Source organism: Psychrobacter sp. (assembly GCF_049295055.1).
GTDB lineage: Bacteria > Pseudomonadota > Gammaproteobacteria > Pseudomonadales > Moraxellaceae > Psychrobacter.
Window position 1 is genome coordinate 1 of the sequence record NZ_JBAQQF010000025.1, and the last position, 15577, is coordinate 15577.

A 15577-nucleotide genomic window follows, 5' to 3' on the forward strand; every position below is an offset into this window, starting at 1 on the left:
GTCATGTCTTTGTTCTTAACACTTTTGATCACTTGCGCCCGGAAGTCTGCAGAATAAGTCATCGTTATTAATATCTTTCTCTCAGTTTTAAAAGCATTGTATCTTATTTATAAAAGACTGACTATACGCTCAGATGTACAATAATCCGATCCAATAACCTATACCCATTAAAACCCTAAGTAAGAATCCTAACTGCCAGCCGTAACCTTTTATTCATAATACTATTAGTTTTCTCTGTTTGAAATGTACCGTAATCTCGCAATATCACTCACGTTTTAGTGTATTATTTTGGGATTTTAGGCAAAGAAAAACCCACATATTAAGTGAGTTTTTCTTTGCCTAGCATTTAGTTTTCTTTCGTTTGAAATATCATTCACTCCTTACCTCCAATGCACAAGTATAATGCTCAAAACAAGCATCGTTTATTGCGTCAAAGCGAATACATATACCATCAATTTCACACTCTGCTGTAGCATACCAACACTCGTCATTATCACCTGTCATTACTGCAAAAAATTTCAGATTTATATAATCGCCTACAGTGTAGACAACGCCTTGGACATAACAATCATTACCACATACACATATTAGGTTGTCACCAGTATTTATCATAACTTTCCTCTCTATCATTAAGGAGAAATCACTTAATATACTACACCTAATATTCATTAAAGCGAATAGAAAATAGATGGAAGGTTAAAAATACGTATTGAGCGGTACGGTTAAGTCTAATCTGTGACAAATCAACCTGAATAATTTGCACGCTTATCCTCTTGCTCATAACAGACCCTTAACCCAATTTGTACAGCTTCGCTAAAATTAGTCCCTTCCTTGATACTATATAGGTATATTCGGAGTCAGGTTACTTTGTTTTAAGACATCTATAATTTATTTACTCAGTGGTTTACCAATATAAAATTCAGTGGTATAACCCTTAGACGCAAAATATACCTTACGACCAAAGGTAAGATGAAAGCCATACGTAATTTTACTTTCAGGTACCGTAAACGGATAAAAGGTAGCGTTGCTCAAAAATTCGATTATAGTAGACATTCATATAAGCCAATTAAATAAGCCATCTAAATAAGCTAAGGGGTTAAGCCATGAAATCACTAGGATTATGTATATTAGCCGTACTTAGTTTAAGCGCTTGTGCGACGGGTATGAATAATAAAGCAGTGCTGAATAAGCCTGATCAAACTCATAAAGTCGTCACCCACTACCCCGTTGAGACTGCTATGCTCAACATCTATACCCGAGCGTATAGTGACCAATTATATACGCTGATTGATGAACAATTGGTCGTAATAGATACCAAGGTAACGCCAAAAGGTGCCATGACGTTTAATAACAGACAAGTACAAGGCGCTGAGATGGTTGCTATCACGACAGTAAATGATCAAGTGGTGGATAAATCGGTAGGTATCAACTATTTTACTTTGGAGCCACTGGTATTTCATGGCTTTACGAGCGACGTAGATGAGTATTCAATTGCAACCCAAACTAAGCCTATACCGAAAATAGCCAGCATAGATGATTCAAGTACTTATCTCACTGAGCAGGTTTATAGCGATAGCAGCAAACGTAAAAAGATAAAAAGATAAAAAGCTATACGCAGACATGGTCATTAAAACGAGAAAGTAATGACACCGCATGGCTGTGTATAGAAAGCTCAGAAAACTTATTGCTTAGCTATGACCCTGATGGGACATCGACAGAATGCTACAAGATAAATGCTAAAGGCGATGTTTTAGATAGCAATGTGACTATTAATAGCACTGAAACTAATGGTACTGAGAACAATGGTGCTGAAACGATTTTATTTAACAGTATGTAGTTATCAGTCTCTTAATCACGCCTAGTCACGCTTAAGCGGTATTGAATAGGTACCAACAACATGGGCAACCAAGTCACTAGAGCCTTCTGAGTACAAGGAAACCTCGCCTACGATGAGCGTCCGACCTACTTTTATTAATTTGCACTCAGCAATGATTCGTGCTTCTGCTGATGGCTTACGCAAAAAATTAATAGTAAGGCTAGTTGTCACTGTCAACGGTACGATCCCAATCGTACCAAGTATCGCGACATAAAGTGCGACATCAGCAATGCTCATCAATACGGGGCCGGAGACCGTGCCACCAGGACGCAGCTCGTCTCTACCAATATCGTGTGATAAGGTCGAACCATTATCCCTTACTGCTTCAATCGTACATTTGGTTTGTGGAAACTCTAATGCCATAAAGGCAACGATCTCTTCTTTGGTGGCAGACATACCTACTCCTGATGTCTAATTATATTCGCTGTTAACTATCTACTATTCTCATTGAGGTTTATTGGGTTTTTAATATCTTGTTAAATGCTCATAGTAGTTCTTTATTTAAACCGTTTAAAGAGCTTATCTGGCTTGCATGGCAACTTACGATATAGCTTGGTTCTATTGTATCTTATAAATAAAGTGCATTTTACTTGATTGATCTAACTGGTGGGCATATAGGGTATTCCTGACTTAATAGTGCGCTTCTATTTTTTTTGTTCGCATATTGATTGAAGCATCAAGTGATTATCCTTCTACTTAGTCATTCCTTAAGCTATCGCTCTAAAGAAATGTTGCATAGCAACTTTTGAATAGGTAGATTAGTGCAATAAAACCCATTTGCACAATGCCATTACCATTGATTCTTTGTCGCCCTTTGAGTTTGAAAAACGGTATAGTCAGTCCTGAATAAAAAAAATACAAATATTATAACGTGCTACTGGTATCAATTTTTCTTGCTTGCTGTGCCTATGCAGACAGAGGCTGCGAATAATTAATCCCAGTAGCACTGTATTCTTTTAAAAGTGGATCCACTATATTATGAAAATTTAACCGTGTCAGACATCACTGCCTGACTCAATTAAGTCAACCTCTGATATACTTAAGGTGATTCGGATCTTCTATTTATTATAGTGCAGCTTACTGTAAATCGTTATTGCGCAACATATATTGCTTAATGTATATCACACTAGCAGTCACCGACTGTCCGCTACACCAACGTAAGGCTTAATCATAATGACACCAGTAATTAGAGTCGCCATCGCCGGTTACGGCAACCTCGGCCGCGGCACCCAAGCCGCCATCAAGCAAAGTCCAGACATGCAGTTAGTCTGCGTATTCAGCCGCCGCGATCCTACCTCCGTCACCCTAATTGACTCAAGCGTGCCCGTGTACGCCATGGACGATATTGCACAATACAAAGATGACATAGACGTACTGATCTTATGTGGTGGCTCCAAGTCTGATTTACCCGAGCAAGGCCCAGTATTCGCGGGTTTATTTAATATCGTCGACAGCTTTGATACTCACGCCAAAATTCCTGAATACTTTGCAGCGCTTGATGTACCTGCCAAGAAAGCCAATAAAGTCGCTATGTTATCCGTAGGTTGGGATCCCGGTTTATTTTCTATCAACCGCTTATACGGCGAAGCTATTTTATCAGTCGGCGAAACCTATACCTTTTGGGGTAAGGGCTTAAGCCAAGGACACTCAGATGCGGTACGCCGCGTAGATGGCGTTAAGTCAGGCGTGCAATATACCATTCCTTCAGAACCTGCCATGGCACGGGTACGTAACGGCGAGCAGCCAACGCTAAGCACACGCGAGAAGCACACCCGAGAATGCTATATCGTGCTAGCAGATGGTGCTGATGCCGCTACCGTGCGCAACACCATCGTGACTATGCCGGATTACTTTGTCGACTATGACACTACAGTGAACTTTATTGACCAATCCACTTTTGAGCGTGAGCACCAAAAGATGCCACATGGCGGTTTTGTTATTCGCAGTGGCGTAAGCGGCATCGATAATGAGCAGAACAACCAAGTGTTGGAGTTTTCATTAACGCTCGGCAGTAACCCTGAGTTTACCGCCAGCGTGCTAGTGGCCTACGCTCGTGCTACTTATAAAATGAACTTGGCAGGGGAAACTGGTGCAAAAACGGTGCTCGACGTGGCACCAAGTTTATTGTCGCCAAAGACACCGGCGCAGCTGCGTAAAGAACTGCTATAAACGCTATTTCCGAACTAGAAACATAAAAGCGCTGAGTTAAAAATAAAAAGCACCAAGCCATTATTTAATGCTTGGTGCTTTTTCTCTACTAGAACCATTTACTATAATCACTCCTAGAGCAGCAGTTGCTCTTTTTGTGCTTCTACTACTAACTAATTTTTGTTGTAACTCTGCTAGGCGTATAGGATCAAGCAGAATGTCGTACTTGCCTATACATCTGGCAATAATTTACGCCAATGATTATGACATTATTTGCCTTTATAACCTACTTTTCCATTGCTTCACATAGCTTTATTCATCAGCCTTGGCAGTGAGTTTGACCATCATTTTAGAATAGCCTCTGATAAAGTTAGATTGCACAATCTCTGGTTTTGAGATCACTTCGATACGCTCAAAGCGTCGTAGCAATTCTTCCCATAGGATGCGCAATTGCATTTCAGCCAAACGATTGCCCATACAACGATGGACGCCAAAACCAAAGGACAAATGATTACGAGCGTTTTTACGATCAATAATAAACTCATCTGGCTGATCAATTGCACGTTCATCACGGTTGCCAGAGGCGTACCACATCACTACTTTGTCACCTTTTTTAATCAGCTTGCCGTTTAATTCAACATCTTGGGTGGCAACACGGCGCATATAGGCCAAAGGGGTTTGCCAGCGTATAATCTCAGACACCATATTGGGGATTAAACTTGGATTGGCTTTTAGCTTAGTAAATTGCTCTGGAAAATCATGCAGCGCCAGTACACCGCCAGTCATCGAGTTACGTGTGGTGTCATTACCGCCGACAATTAATAAGATTAAATTACCAATAAATTCCATCGGGCGTCGGACCAGGTCTTTGGTATCGTCATTTGATTGCAATAAGGTGATTAAGTCAAAACCCTTTGCCTCACCCGCAGCCATTCGCGCTGCCTTATCGTGCCAAAGGGATGCAAACTGTTTGGCCATATCAGCCACAGCAACAAAGGTTTCGTCCATATCATTTGAGCCACCAGTCATCTCTGGTGCGCCCGCTGCCAAATCTGACCAATAAATCAGTTTACGGCGTCTCTCATAAGGGAAATCTAACAAGGTAGCTAACATTCTTGCTGTCAGCTCAATAGATACGGCTTCTACCCAATCAAATTCCACGCCTATTGGCAAGCTGTCTAGCACTTCTTGGGTACGCGTACGAATGAGTGCTTCCATCTCTAACAAGTTTCTGGGCGCGACCACACCTTGTACCGCTTGCCTTTGAATATCGTGCTTCGGCGGATCCATCGCAATAAACATTTCAGCCTTTAATCCTTCAGGCTGATTGCCCATCAAAATCACAGGTTCAGACGAAAATAATTCGTAGTGTTTGTCTACAAAAACAATATCTTCATAACGCATGACTGACCAAAATGCACCAAACGGACTATTGGCTTGATAATGTACAGGGTCTTCATCACGCAAGCGTTTATAGTAGGATTCCCAGCGATGCTGTCTAAACAAAAATGGATTGCTTAGGTCGATATCTGCTAACGCTAGCGTAGATACTTCTGGAATGGGTTTTTCAATAAAATCAGGAAAACCACTTTGGTTAAGCACGCGCTTCTTAACCGTTTGAAACAGATGCGCCCCTTTTATTTGAATATGAATGGGCACCACTGCCGATGCTTTAGTTATGGTCTGTACCGCAGTTTTATCAATGGCTGTGGTTAGAGATGATGGCAGGGCTGTTTGTAATGCTGTTTTTACAGCATTCATTATTTTTGTGTTTGTCATTGCATTGTCATCCTTTGACCGACTGCGTGAGGTAAGCACTCAATGACTATGAGCACTTAATAACTATGAATCTAATAAATAGAATTTTTTAGCTCATTAGGCTTGTGTAAATACTGACTTAAAACATGCATTATGTTGATTACGTCACATTTGAAATTCTGGTAACTGTACTATCATGCCATCCATAGCATCTGACACTTGGATTTGGCATGACAGCCGCGAGGTACTGGTTTTCTCTGGCGTCATATCCAGCATTTGCAACTCATCTATTTTTGCATCATTCATAAGAGGCAGCCATTGACACTCAAGAATGACATGGCAGGTTCCGCACGCGCACTCCCCACCGCAATCAGCATCAATACCCGGTATGCCATTATCAGTTGCAAGCTGCATCAAAGATTTACCTGCTTCAATATCAACTGCGTGCTGTGTTCCGTCATGTTCAACAAAGGTAACCATAGCCATCATTTTATCTCCAAAAAAAATTACAATAGCTCACTAGGTATTAAACTCTACAGTGATAAGCACAATTTAAGGAGGTCATTTATTGACAACATAGGGTCATAAAGAGACAATACTAATTGAATTTAGGTATAAAAATATGAGATCGGAAGTCATTATGACCAGTGCGCAATCAGCAAATTCAAGATATTCACAGCTTAACAATTCTGACAGCACCTACACTGACACCGCGAGTATTCCGTCCAATTACGCGCGCATTATTGGCCGTGAACTGGCACTAAACATTCGGGATATTCCAAAGTTACTACAATTTACATCGCTCACTACCAAGCAATTTATGCAGGAGGAGACACGCCTGACTGCACAGCAACAAATTCAGATTTTGCACAACGGTTTATATTTATCCAAGCATCTAGATTTTGGCTTACGACTTGGTCAACGCTTGACGCCATCAACACACGGTGCGATGGGTTTTTTGGTCAACAGCAGCCCCAATTTATTGATTGCATTACAAGCATTTCAGTCATTTTTACCGACACGCATCAGTTTTGCGCGTTTACAACTACAGATCGAGGCTGACACAGTCCTTTGTTTGGTTCAGTTTGATATTGCGCTAAGCCCGACTGTTCATCGTGTGTTGTCTGAAACCTGTGCCGTTATTTTTTATGAGTGTGCAGAGTTTATTGTAGGCCGTCCAGTGACTGAGGCCAGCATCTATTTTAGTCATGCTAAACCTAGCTATAGCCAGTGCTACGCAGAGTATTTTCCCGGTGCCTATGCATTTTCCGCCAACGATTTAAAAGTAAAAATTCCTTTAAGTATATGTGAAATTCCAAACGCCTCAGCCAATCAAGAAGGTTATCTGTTGGCAATGCGCCAATGCGAATTAATGCTCGCGCAATTAAACCCACAGACGCACAGCGACCTTTACCAAATACAAAGAATAATGCTGTCGCAGCCTTTAAGTGAACTCAACGAAGCCAGCGTGGCAGCGGCTTTATTCGTGAGCAAACGCACCCTTGCGCGTAAATTAAAACAGCATGCGCTATCGTTTAGGGAGCTTCGCGACAGCATACTATCAACGCAAGCCAGTAGTTATTTGCGTGATAGTGAATTATCGGTTGATGCAATTGCTAGCCTGCTAAACTACCATGACAGCGCAAATTTTCGCCGCGCGTTTAAACGTTGGTTTGATATGACACCGAGCGATTATCGCCGAGAGCAATCAGCCTCACTAAACACCGGTGAGCGCATCAAAAAAATATGACTTTCTCAATGAGAAATATTCTATTCGTTATCAGCTTAAGTATTTATTACTCTTCCATTAAACCAATGTTTTATGCACACCGATTTAATCCGAAGAAATCGTATAGTGATCAACTATCGCTGGAGTTGAGAGAGTTTTCTAATACATGTAACATTATTAGAAATTTAGAAGCACAAAGCGGCCGTTAACATTATTAACGGCCGCTCGCTGTAAAGCATTCTATTAAAGCTAGTCACTAACTAATTTGTCATGACTGGCTTTTTCACTTGCTGTCTTAATTTTTATTAAAATGTTTTTAATATCTGAGCCTTCCATATAAGCTGGGACGGCATAAGTATCCCTGACTTCTTTAGCAGCAGCTTTTGCCATATGATCAAAATCACTTGCTTGCATATCCCTGACAATAGGACTAATACCGATGGTTTTGAGCAAGGTATTCACTTGGGCAATAAAGTAATCTGCTATTTCAGCATCACTGTCTTGACTGTCTTTTACAACGCCAGTCTTTCTGGCTAGTATTGCCAATCGCTTCTCGCTGGCTTTACGGTTTAGCTCAAGCACATAAGGTAGAACGATAGCATTGGCTCGTCCGTGCGGCGTGCCATAATATGCACCCAATTGATGAGCGATAGCATGTACATAGCCAAGCCCTGCTTTGTTTAGTGCCAGTCCACCATGGTGAGCGGCGACACCCATCTCTTCTCGAGCTTTTAAGTCACTACCATCTTTATAAGCTATCGGTAAATAATGCATAACGGTTTCGACGGCGGACGCGGCATAGCCGTCGGTATCAGCACTAGCGTTCACGCTCATCCATGCCTCTAAAGCGTGCGTGAGGACATCAATACCCGTATCGGCCGTAATGTGTGGCGGCATACCTTGCATGATTGTCGGGTCAATAGCTGCAGCTAATGGCACCATTTTAGTATCAATAGCGATAGATTTTTGATGGGTTTCATCGTCCGATACGACTGCACCGATGGTCGCCTCTGAGCCTGTACCAGCGGTAGTAGGAATACAGTAAAGCGGTAAACAAGGTTTCTTGGCTTTAAAGAGACCGATGAGCTGCTTGGGTTGGCAGTTATTGCCTTGGCACATGGCAATCATTTTGGCAGCATCAATGACTGAACCACCACCGATTGCTAGCACCACATCACATCCCGCATTAACAGACTGTCGAAGCCCATCCTCAATGACTTTAGAAGTCGGATCAGGGGTAATCCCATCATAAATCTGATAGCGAATATTATTTTGCTCAAGATAGTTGTTAACCTTTTCTGGTACGCCAAGCTTATTCAGTACAGCATCCGTAACGATGAAGACATTGGTACGCCCCTCTTTAATAAATAGGTCACACAGCTCGTTACAAGCGTTTTTACCTACCAATAATATCGGGCTTGGCATAGGAACCACAAGTGTAAATACTTTTAGTACTTTAGCTCGAGTTTTAGCAACTGCTAGATAGCCTGCATATTGCAATGAATCAGCGAAATTTGTGCGTTTCTTTGTAGTTATACTAGTCATATTAAATTCCTTTTAGTCGTACTTTTAATGGCCATGTTCAAAATCAGTTGACCACTACGATCTTGTTATTCGTCGATGTCCATCTACTCAATTTTTAAAATAACCGCTTTAAAAATTGAAAATCAATGAATCTATCCAAGTGCTATAAACTAAGATTTAATGCGGGTTAAAAAGTTAAGGACACGATCCGCAAAATTACCGTATGGCGGTGCCAGAAACTTTAAACTTGAGAAACGTGCTTGATAAAATACTGGACGCAGCTTTGAGAAAGTCAAAAACCCTTCATAGCCATGGTAATGCCCCATACCGCTCGCACCAATCCCACCAAACGGTATATCATGCTGTCCCACATGGAATAAGGCGTCATTTACTGATACCCCGCCAGACATCACATTACCAATATAATAATCAACTAAGGCTTTATTTTGACTAAAAGGATAAAAGGCCAATGGACGATCACGCTGCGCAATATATGTCACTACTTCTTCAGTCTGACGATAGGTTTTGACCATTAAAATCGGACCAAAGATTTCTCGGGTATCAATTTCCATTTGATCCGTACTATTAAAAATCAATGTTAATGGAAATTTACGGCTTATCTCATCGGCTGGTTGCTTATTTAAATTAATCACCGTGGCGCCTTTGTCCTGTGCTTCACTAACACAGTGACTTAAGCGCTGAAACGAGCGGTCATCAATGATGGAGGTATAATCTTTACTATGAATATCAGGGACATGTTGTTTGACCCAATCCTCTACCGTTTGGATAAAGTTTTCTTTTTGTGATTCGTGTACAAATAGATAATCAATATTCGTACATATTTGCCCCGCATTCAATTGCTTGACGAACATGATCCGCTCAACCGCTTTTGCTAGCGGATAATCTGGATCAATCACCGCAGGTGACTTCCCACCCAACTCTAGCGTCACGGCCGTTAAGTTCTCTGCTGCTGCCGCCATGACTTTTTTGCCAGTCGCGCCAGAACCCGTAAATATTAGATGGTCTAAAGGCAGCTTTGAAAATGCGATGCCCACCCCACCCGTTTCATCAAAAATTTGCAACTTTTCAGGCTGAAAGTATTGCGGAATCAATTGAATTAATAAAGCCGCCAGATGACGTGAATTCTCTGACAGTTTCACCAGCGCTTTGTTACCGGCTGCAAAGACAGCTGAAAGCTGAGTGAACATTAAATTGATGGGAAAGTTCCACGGTACAATCAAGCCTATGACACCCAAAGGTTGTGGAATCAGACGATTTTTTGCGCCAAAGTAGATACTAAAATCTACTTTACGTTTTTGAATTTTAGTCCATTTTTTGAGATGCTTAATACTACTATTAATATCATCTGTCGCAGTAATAATTTCAGCCAACAAGGTTTCATGTCTTGATCGATTACCGTAATCGCGATTGACGGCATCAATCAATGCTTCACGGTGGTCAGTAATTAACGCTTTTAAATTTTGTAAATGCTTTTTTCTTACAGCAATGCTTTCAATACCTTCTTCTCGGGCGTGGTTTTTTTGCAGTTGTAAACCATCATGTAGTTGCTTTTCTATCTCTAAATATTCGCCTGTCATTTGCATAAATTTCCCTATTACAGCAACGCTAGTTACGACTCAATTATATTTTCCATATTCTATTGAGTCTTTGATTGTTGAACTGTAGCAGAACACTTAAGGCATAGTTTGATAATACAGGACATTAATTTGACATTTTAGGACATTCAGTTAATAATTCGGATAAAAGGAGTGTGCTATGGGAAATTATATTCGGGCAGCCGGTCTCAGTGGTTTTGAGGATTTAGTTCGTAGTTATGGGTGCGACCCTATCGATATTCTCAGTAAAGTCGGTATATTACCATCGATGCTAAATGAGCCAGATTCCCTGATTGACTACGATCGATATTTGAATTTATTAGAATTAGCAGGATTAATCTGTCACGAAGAGTGTTTTGGCCTCAAGTTAGCCGCCAATCAGAATATTCGAACGATAGGTCTCATTGGCATTTACATATCTAGGCAAAATAGCGTATTAGAATCATTGCATGTCGCACAAAAATACATTGATGTGCATGCAGAAGGTTTCACTTTTCATGCAAATAAACTTCCCAATCAATTATCCGAGCTAAATATACTCAGTCAGAATGCACAAAATATAGATAGACCACAGGAAGCACAACTTGCCATCTGTTTAATGCGCAATATTATAAAAGATTTGATTGGTCCAACATGGCGTCCAAAAAAAATAAAGTTAAAACAAAATCCCACGCTTGAATCCCAACAGTTATTAACTAAGATGTTTGACTGTGAGGTAGAATTTGCTGCCAAGAAGAACGCTTTATATTTTTCCACAGACCTTTTAGCTCATAAGCCCTACCACTTTAATGATGATTTGGTTAATCAACTTATTTTGCAACAATTAGAAAATGAAAGTACTAAATCCATCAGTGATGAAACCTTTTTAATAGAAAGTGCGATGAAAATGCTATTGGCTACGGGCGATTGTAGCATTGCAAATGTCGCATTATGTGTAGGGCAACATCAAAAAAAGGTACAACGCCAATTGAGAGAAAAAGGAACAACTTATAGAGAGTTATTAGAAGATGTGCGGAAAAAAGAAGCGATACGTATTATTAGTACAGCGAGCATTAACCTAACAGATGTTGCACTCCAGCTTGGTTATGCTGAACTGTCTATTTTTAGCCGCCAATTTAAAATATGGTTTGGTATGACACCAACAGAATGGAAGAATAAATCTAAAAAACCAGCATAAAATACATTGCTGGTTTAAGTACGAATCATCTAATCTAACTTGCCTTATTTTTATTTAGGAATGAAATAGCCACCAAAATTCTAAATACATATAATGATCTCTTTATGAGCGCTATTACAACCTAATGTAGTTCGTTTTTATAAAGAACTGACTATCCCTAGTCTATTCATTTGATAAATGTAACAAGTACATATATGTATTACTTAATTAACTTTAGAAAGTTTTATACGTGAGTTAGTACCTTTAAAACGCAATAAACGCAAAGCATTAAGGGTAACAAGCACCGTCGCTCCAGCATCAGCCATGACAGCGATCCATAGTCCAGTAATCCCGAGTATAGTCGTGATTAAAAAAATACCTTTTAGACCCAATGCGAAAATGACGTTTTGATGAATGTTGGCCATAGTAGCGCGTGACAGTGCAATTAAATGCGCGACATCGGTAACACGACTTTTTAGTAACGCAATATCAGCGGTTTCGATGGCCACATCCGTACCGCCGCCCATCGCGATGCCGACATCGGCGGTTGCTAGCGCTGGCGCATCATTAATACCATCACCCACCATCGCTATTTTACGGTTGTTCTTCATCTCGTTAAGCAGGCGCAGTTTGTCTTCAGGTAACAGTTCCGCTTTCCATTCTATATCTAAACTACTAGCAAGCGCTTGCGCGGTCAGGCGATTATCACCTGTGAGCATGACCGCGTTCACGCCCATCGCTTTAAGCTGTGCGACACCCTCGAAAGCATCATCTCGTAACTCATCTCGTAGTGCGACCAATCCAAGTGCCGTGCGACTTTGCTCATCGAATAGAATAGAGACGGTCTTGCCCTCATTTTGCAGTGTTTCAATTTGGGTCTGTTGTTTGGCAGAAATGACTGCTTCATCAGCTGCGTAGACAGGCGAGCCGATGGCTAGCAAACGCCCAGCAATAGTGGCATGTACCGCTTTACCCGCAGTAGCCGACGCATTGGAGGCGATGGGTATGACAATATTGGCTGCTTCAGCATGACTGACAATAGCTTTAGCAAGCGGGTGACTGGAGCCTGACTCCACACTAGCAAAGAGCGCCAGTATTTCATTTTGACCTTGAGCATCTTGAACATGAGTGTCCTGACCTTGAAAATCTTCATGTTGAGAAATCGAGTACTCTTGTGTAAAAGCAATAACGTCGGTTACGCGTGGTTCGCCTTGCGTCAAAGTACCTGTCTTATCAAAAGCAACCGTCTCTACTCGACCGATAGTTTCCAAGGCACTACCGCCTTTAATCAGCAGTCCACGGCGCGCACCGACAGCCAAACCAGAGGCGATGGCAGCTGGTGTTGATAACACCAGTGCGCAGGGACAGGCAATTAACAACAATGCCAGACCACGATACAGCCAAGTCGCCCATTCGCCTCCCATCGCTAACGGCGGGACGATAATAATCAGCGCAGCAATGGCCATCACTGTTGGCGTATAGTAGCGACTGAATTTTTCAATAAAACGGGCGGTAGGTGCTTTGGAGGCTTGCGCTTGCTCTACCAAATTAATAATGCGCGCAATGGTATTATCGGCGGCCGTTTTCTCCACCCGTATTTGCAGTACCCCATCAATGTTAATCGACCCTGCGAATACATCATCCCCTATCGTTTTGCTAACAGGAACGGATTCTCCGGTCACGGGCGAATCATCAAGGCTGGATGTACCCTGTATAATAACCCCATCGGCAGAGACACTATCGCCAGGACGCACCAGCACAAGGTCATTCACTTGTAGCGAAGCCGCCGCGACATTTTGCTGCTTACCTTGTGCATCAAGTAAAATCGCAGTCTTTGGAACCAAAGACGCCAAAGCCCTGATACCAGCACGAGCTCGATCAGCAGCGATACTCTCAAACAATTCACCAACTGAAAATAAGAAGACAACTGCGGCGGCCTCTTCAGCTTCACCAATGATGAGCGCTCCAATTGCCGCTACAGACATCAGCATCTCAATTGAAAAAGGCGTGCCTGTCATCGCTAGAGCCACCGCTTTACGCGCAAAGGGAAATACACCTATTATTACGGCAGCCGCAAATGCCCACATTCCAAAATCAGGAAAAATGAGCGCTATGATATAGGCAGCGCTCATTAACAGACCCAGACCAATCACCTGTTTGCCTTTGCGAGATTGCCACCAATGCTCTGGCTCCAATGGCTTATCACTCTCCATATCTGTTGTACTTTTTGATTGCGTGCTATCGGATATATCAAACCCTAATCTTTTGATGGTTTTTTCGATATCATGCGATTGAGTTTTGGCATCGTGAGCTAACGTCAGCTCTAACTTTTCTGTGGCGTAGTTTAACTGAATATCAGAAACGCCCGGCAATCGTGCTAGCGCCGTTTCAATCTTGCCAACACAACTGGCACAGTCCATACCTTTGATATGATATTGCATAGGGAGTTCTCCATTGAATAGTGCTATTATGAACCCTCTAGTGGCTTCAGAGTCAATAGACTGTATATCCTTCAATAGATTTTATTTTTTAATACTAAAAGCTATGAATATTTTGAAGTTTTAAAACAAAGAGTCCATTATGCCAACCAAAATCGGTGAGCTTGCCAAACGTACAGGCGCAACAGTAGAAACCATTCGCTATTACGAAAAGGAGCGTTTATTACCAGAGCCGTCTCGTAGCTCTGGAAACTATCGCTTGTATAATGATAAGCACATAGAACGGCTACAATTTATTCTACACTGCCGTACGCTTGACATGACATTGGATGAAGTGCGAGTCTTACTTGAGTATTGGGATGAACCTGACAAAGACTGTGGACATGTGAATAATTTATTGGATGAACATATTCGTACTGTGGAAATACGAATGGATGAATTAATGCAGTTGAAAAAACATCTAACTACTTTACGTCAGAAATGCATAAGCGAGGCCTCAGCTAAGTCCTGTGGGATATTGAATACTCTTGCCGACAATTCTTGTCATAAGTAGTGACATTCGTAGCATCTATTTCTGACTGATTAAGTTACGAAGACTCAAATATGCTCCACATGGTCTACCCTGCTCTTTGAAGTGAATGATTATCTGTAATCAATGATTTATTTTTAACCTAGATTCTCAACTAAATAGCAGACAATAAAAATCCAGTGCTATACTTTATAAATAAAGCGTCTAACACTGGATTAGTAACTATGTTACGTTCATAGATTAAATTAATTATCTAACTGATCTCTTGTACATAAGCCTTTATCTTTTTATTAGCGATCTTACTGCATCCTACTTTTGAAGTATCTATCAATTTTTTAGAGTGCTTTACCTACTCATCAAAAGCTTTTAGCCTAGTATCCATAATGTCTAAAACCTATTAAATATTTTAATAATAGGGTTTTTAGAATTGCCATTTTTTATTTTGTTCGTTCTGAACCTTACCTTTTTTCTTATCCAGCTTTTTCTGAACCTTACTATCTATTTGATCTTGCTTTTTCTGAGCCTTATAATCTTCCTTGTTTAGTTTTTTCTGTTTTTTATCGTCTTTCTTATCCTGCTTTTTCTGTTTTTTATCGTGTTTCTTATCTTGCTTATTCTGTTCTTTATCGTCTTTCTTATCTTGCTTATTCTGTTTTTTATCGTCCTTCTTATCCTGCTTTTTCTTGTCAGACTTATCTTTCTTGTCAGACTTATCTTTCTTGTCAGACTTATCTTTCTTGTCAGACTTATCTTTCTTGTCAGACTTATCTTTCTTGTCAGACTTATCTTTCTTGTCAGACTTA

Annotated in this window: 13 protein-coding genes; 5 read left to right on the forward strand and 8 right to left on the reverse strand. The window is 41.0% G+C overall.

Annotated features, from left to right (window positions below; translation table 11 throughout):
- Positions 1-888: 888 nt before the first annotated feature.
- Entirely contained in the window at positions 889-1053 is a 165-nt protein-coding gene (locus WAZ74_RS03315; RefSeq protein WP_422305780.1) for a hypothetical protein, read from the reverse strand.
- Positions 1054-1103: 50 nt separating this feature from the next.
- Here WAZ74_RS03315 and WAZ74_RS03320 point away from each other — a divergent pair, with 50 nt between their 5' ends.
- A complete protein-coding gene (locus WAZ74_RS03320) occupies positions 1104-1604 on the forward strand; it encodes a hypothetical protein (RefSeq protein WP_422305782.1) in 501 nt (166 codons plus the stop codon).
- A 254-nt stretch (positions 1605-1858) separates the two neighbouring features.
- Here the strand turns inward: WAZ74_RS03320 and WAZ74_RS03325 are convergent, their stop codons facing one another.
- Positions 1859-2272, reverse strand: coding sequence for a PaaI family thioesterase (locus WAZ74_RS03325; protein WP_422305784.1), 414 nt, complete (start codon positions 2270-2272; stop codon positions 1859-1861).
- A gap of 777 nt (positions 2273-3049) precedes the next feature.
- Here WAZ74_RS03325 and WAZ74_RS03330 point away from each other — a divergent pair.
- On the forward strand, positions 3050-4045 hold the full coding sequence (locus tag WAZ74_RS03330; RefSeq protein ID WP_422305786.1) for a diaminopimelate dehydrogenase: 996 nt from the start codon (positions 3050-3052) through the stop codon (positions 4043-4045).
- A 291-nt stretch (positions 4046-4336) separates the two neighbouring features.
- Here WAZ74_RS03330 and WAZ74_RS03335 read toward each other — a convergent pair whose 3' ends face one another.
- Positions 4337-5803 carry a cytochrome P450 gene (locus tag WAZ74_RS03335; protein ID WP_422305788.1) on the reverse strand — a complete coding sequence of 489 codons (1467 nt, stop codon included), beginning with the start codon at positions 5801-5803 and terminating at the stop codon, positions 4337-4339.
- 144 nt (positions 5804-5947) lie between these two features.
- Positions 5948-6268, reverse strand: a complete 321-nt coding sequence (locus tag WAZ74_RS03340) for a 2Fe-2S iron-sulfur cluster-binding protein (RefSeq protein WP_422305805.1) — start codon at positions 6266-6268, stop codon at positions 5948-5950.
- Between the two features lie 136 nt (positions 6269-6404).
- On the opposite strand from WAZ74_RS03340, the gene WAZ74_RS03345 reads away from it, so the two are divergent.
- Positions 6405-7532: an AraC family transcriptional regulator ligand-binding domain-containing protein gene (locus tag WAZ74_RS03345; RefSeq protein ID WP_422305790.1), complete on the forward strand. Its 1128-nt coding sequence runs from the start codon at positions 6405-6407 to the stop codon at positions 7530-7532.
- Between the two features lie 228 nt (positions 7533-7760).
- On the opposite strand, the gene WAZ74_RS03350 is transcribed toward WAZ74_RS03345, so the two are convergent.
- Positions 7761-9056 carry an iron-containing alcohol dehydrogenase gene (locus WAZ74_RS03350; protein WP_422305793.1) on the reverse strand — a complete coding sequence of 432 codons (1296 nt, stop codon included), beginning with the start codon at positions 9054-9056 and terminating at the stop codon, positions 7761-7763.
- Positions 9057-9205: 149 nt separating this feature from the next.
- Positions 9206-10639 carry a coniferyl aldehyde dehydrogenase gene (locus WAZ74_RS03355; protein ID WP_422305795.1) on the reverse strand — a complete coding sequence of 478 codons (1434 nt, stop codon included), beginning with the start codon at positions 10637-10639 and terminating at the stop codon, positions 9206-9208.
- A 172-nt stretch (positions 10640-10811) separates the two neighbouring features.
- On the opposite strand from WAZ74_RS03355, the gene WAZ74_RS03360 reads away from it, so the two are divergent.
- Positions 10812-11828: an AraC family transcriptional regulator ligand-binding domain-containing protein gene (locus WAZ74_RS03360; protein WP_422305797.1), complete on the forward strand. Its 1017-nt coding sequence runs from the start codon at positions 10812-10814 to the stop codon at positions 11826-11828.
- A gap of 203 nt (positions 11829-12031) precedes the next feature.
- Here WAZ74_RS03360 and WAZ74_RS03365 read toward each other — a convergent pair whose 3' ends face one another.
- Positions 12032-14248 carry a heavy metal translocating P-type ATPase gene (locus WAZ74_RS03365; protein ID WP_422305799.1) on the reverse strand — a complete coding sequence of 739 codons (2217 nt, stop codon included), beginning with the start codon at positions 14246-14248 and terminating at the stop codon, positions 12032-12034.
- 139 nt (positions 14249-14387) lie between these two features.
- Between WAZ74_RS03365 and cadR the strand changes: the two genes are divergently transcribed.
- Positions 14388-14798, forward strand: coding sequence for a Cd(II)/Pb(II)-responsive transcriptional regulator (cadR, locus tag WAZ74_RS03370; protein WP_422305801.1), 411 nt, complete (start codon positions 14388-14390; stop codon positions 14796-14798).
- 397 nt (positions 14799-15195) lie between these two features.
- Here the strand turns inward: cadR and WAZ74_RS03375 are convergent.
- The coding region (locus WAZ74_RS03375; RefSeq protein WP_422305803.1) for a hypothetical protein at positions 15196-15577 on the reverse strand (382 nt) is incomplete at its 5' end.

What these genes read in the sequence shown, in the direction of transcription:
- WAZ74_RS03315 (WP_422305780.1), bottom strand. Translation starts at nt 1,053, where the DNA reads ATGTCTACTATAATCGAATTTTTGAGCAACGCTACCTTTTATCCGTTT.
- WAZ74_RS03320 (WP_422305782.1), top strand. Translation starts at nt 1,104, where the DNA reads ATGAAATCACTAGGATTATGTATATTAGCCGTACTTAGTTTAAGCGCT.
- WAZ74_RS03325 (WP_422305784.1), bottom strand. Translation starts at nt 2,272, where the DNA reads ATGTCTGCCACCAAAGAAGAGATCGTTGCCTTTATGGCATTAGAGTTT.
- WAZ74_RS03330 (WP_422305786.1), top strand. Translation starts at nt 3,050, where the DNA reads ATGACACCAGTAATTAGAGTCGCCATCGCCGGTTACGGCAACCTCGGC.
- WAZ74_RS03335 (WP_422305788.1), bottom strand. Translation starts at nt 5,803, where the DNA reads ATGACAAACACAAAAATAATGAATGCTGTAAAAACAGCATTACAAACA.
- WAZ74_RS03340 (WP_422305805.1), bottom strand. Translation starts at nt 6,268, where the DNA reads ATGGCTATGGTTACCTTTGTTGAACATGACGGAACACAGCACGCAGTT.
- WAZ74_RS03345 (WP_422305790.1), top strand. Translation starts at nt 6,405, where the DNA reads ATGAGATCGGAAGTCATTATGACCAGTGCGCAATCAGCAAATTCAAGA.
- WAZ74_RS03350 (WP_422305793.1), bottom strand. Translation starts at nt 9,056, where the DNA reads ATGACTAGTATAACTACAAAGAAACGCACAAATTTCGCTGATTCATTG.
- WAZ74_RS03355 (WP_422305795.1), bottom strand. Translation starts at nt 10,639, where the DNA reads ATGCAAATGACAGGCGAATATTTAGAGATAGAAAAGCAACTACATGAT.
- WAZ74_RS03360 (WP_422305797.1), top strand. Translation starts at nt 10,812, where the DNA reads ATGGGAAATTATATTCGGGCAGCCGGTCTCAGTGGTTTTGAGGATTTA.
- WAZ74_RS03365 (WP_422305799.1), bottom strand. Translation starts at nt 14,248, where the DNA reads ATGCAATATCATATCAAAGGTATGGACTGTGCCAGTTGTGTTGGCAAG.
- cadR (WP_422305801.1), top strand. Translation starts at nt 14,388, where the DNA reads ATGCCAACCAAAATCGGTGAGCTTGCCAAACGTACAGGCGCAACAGTA.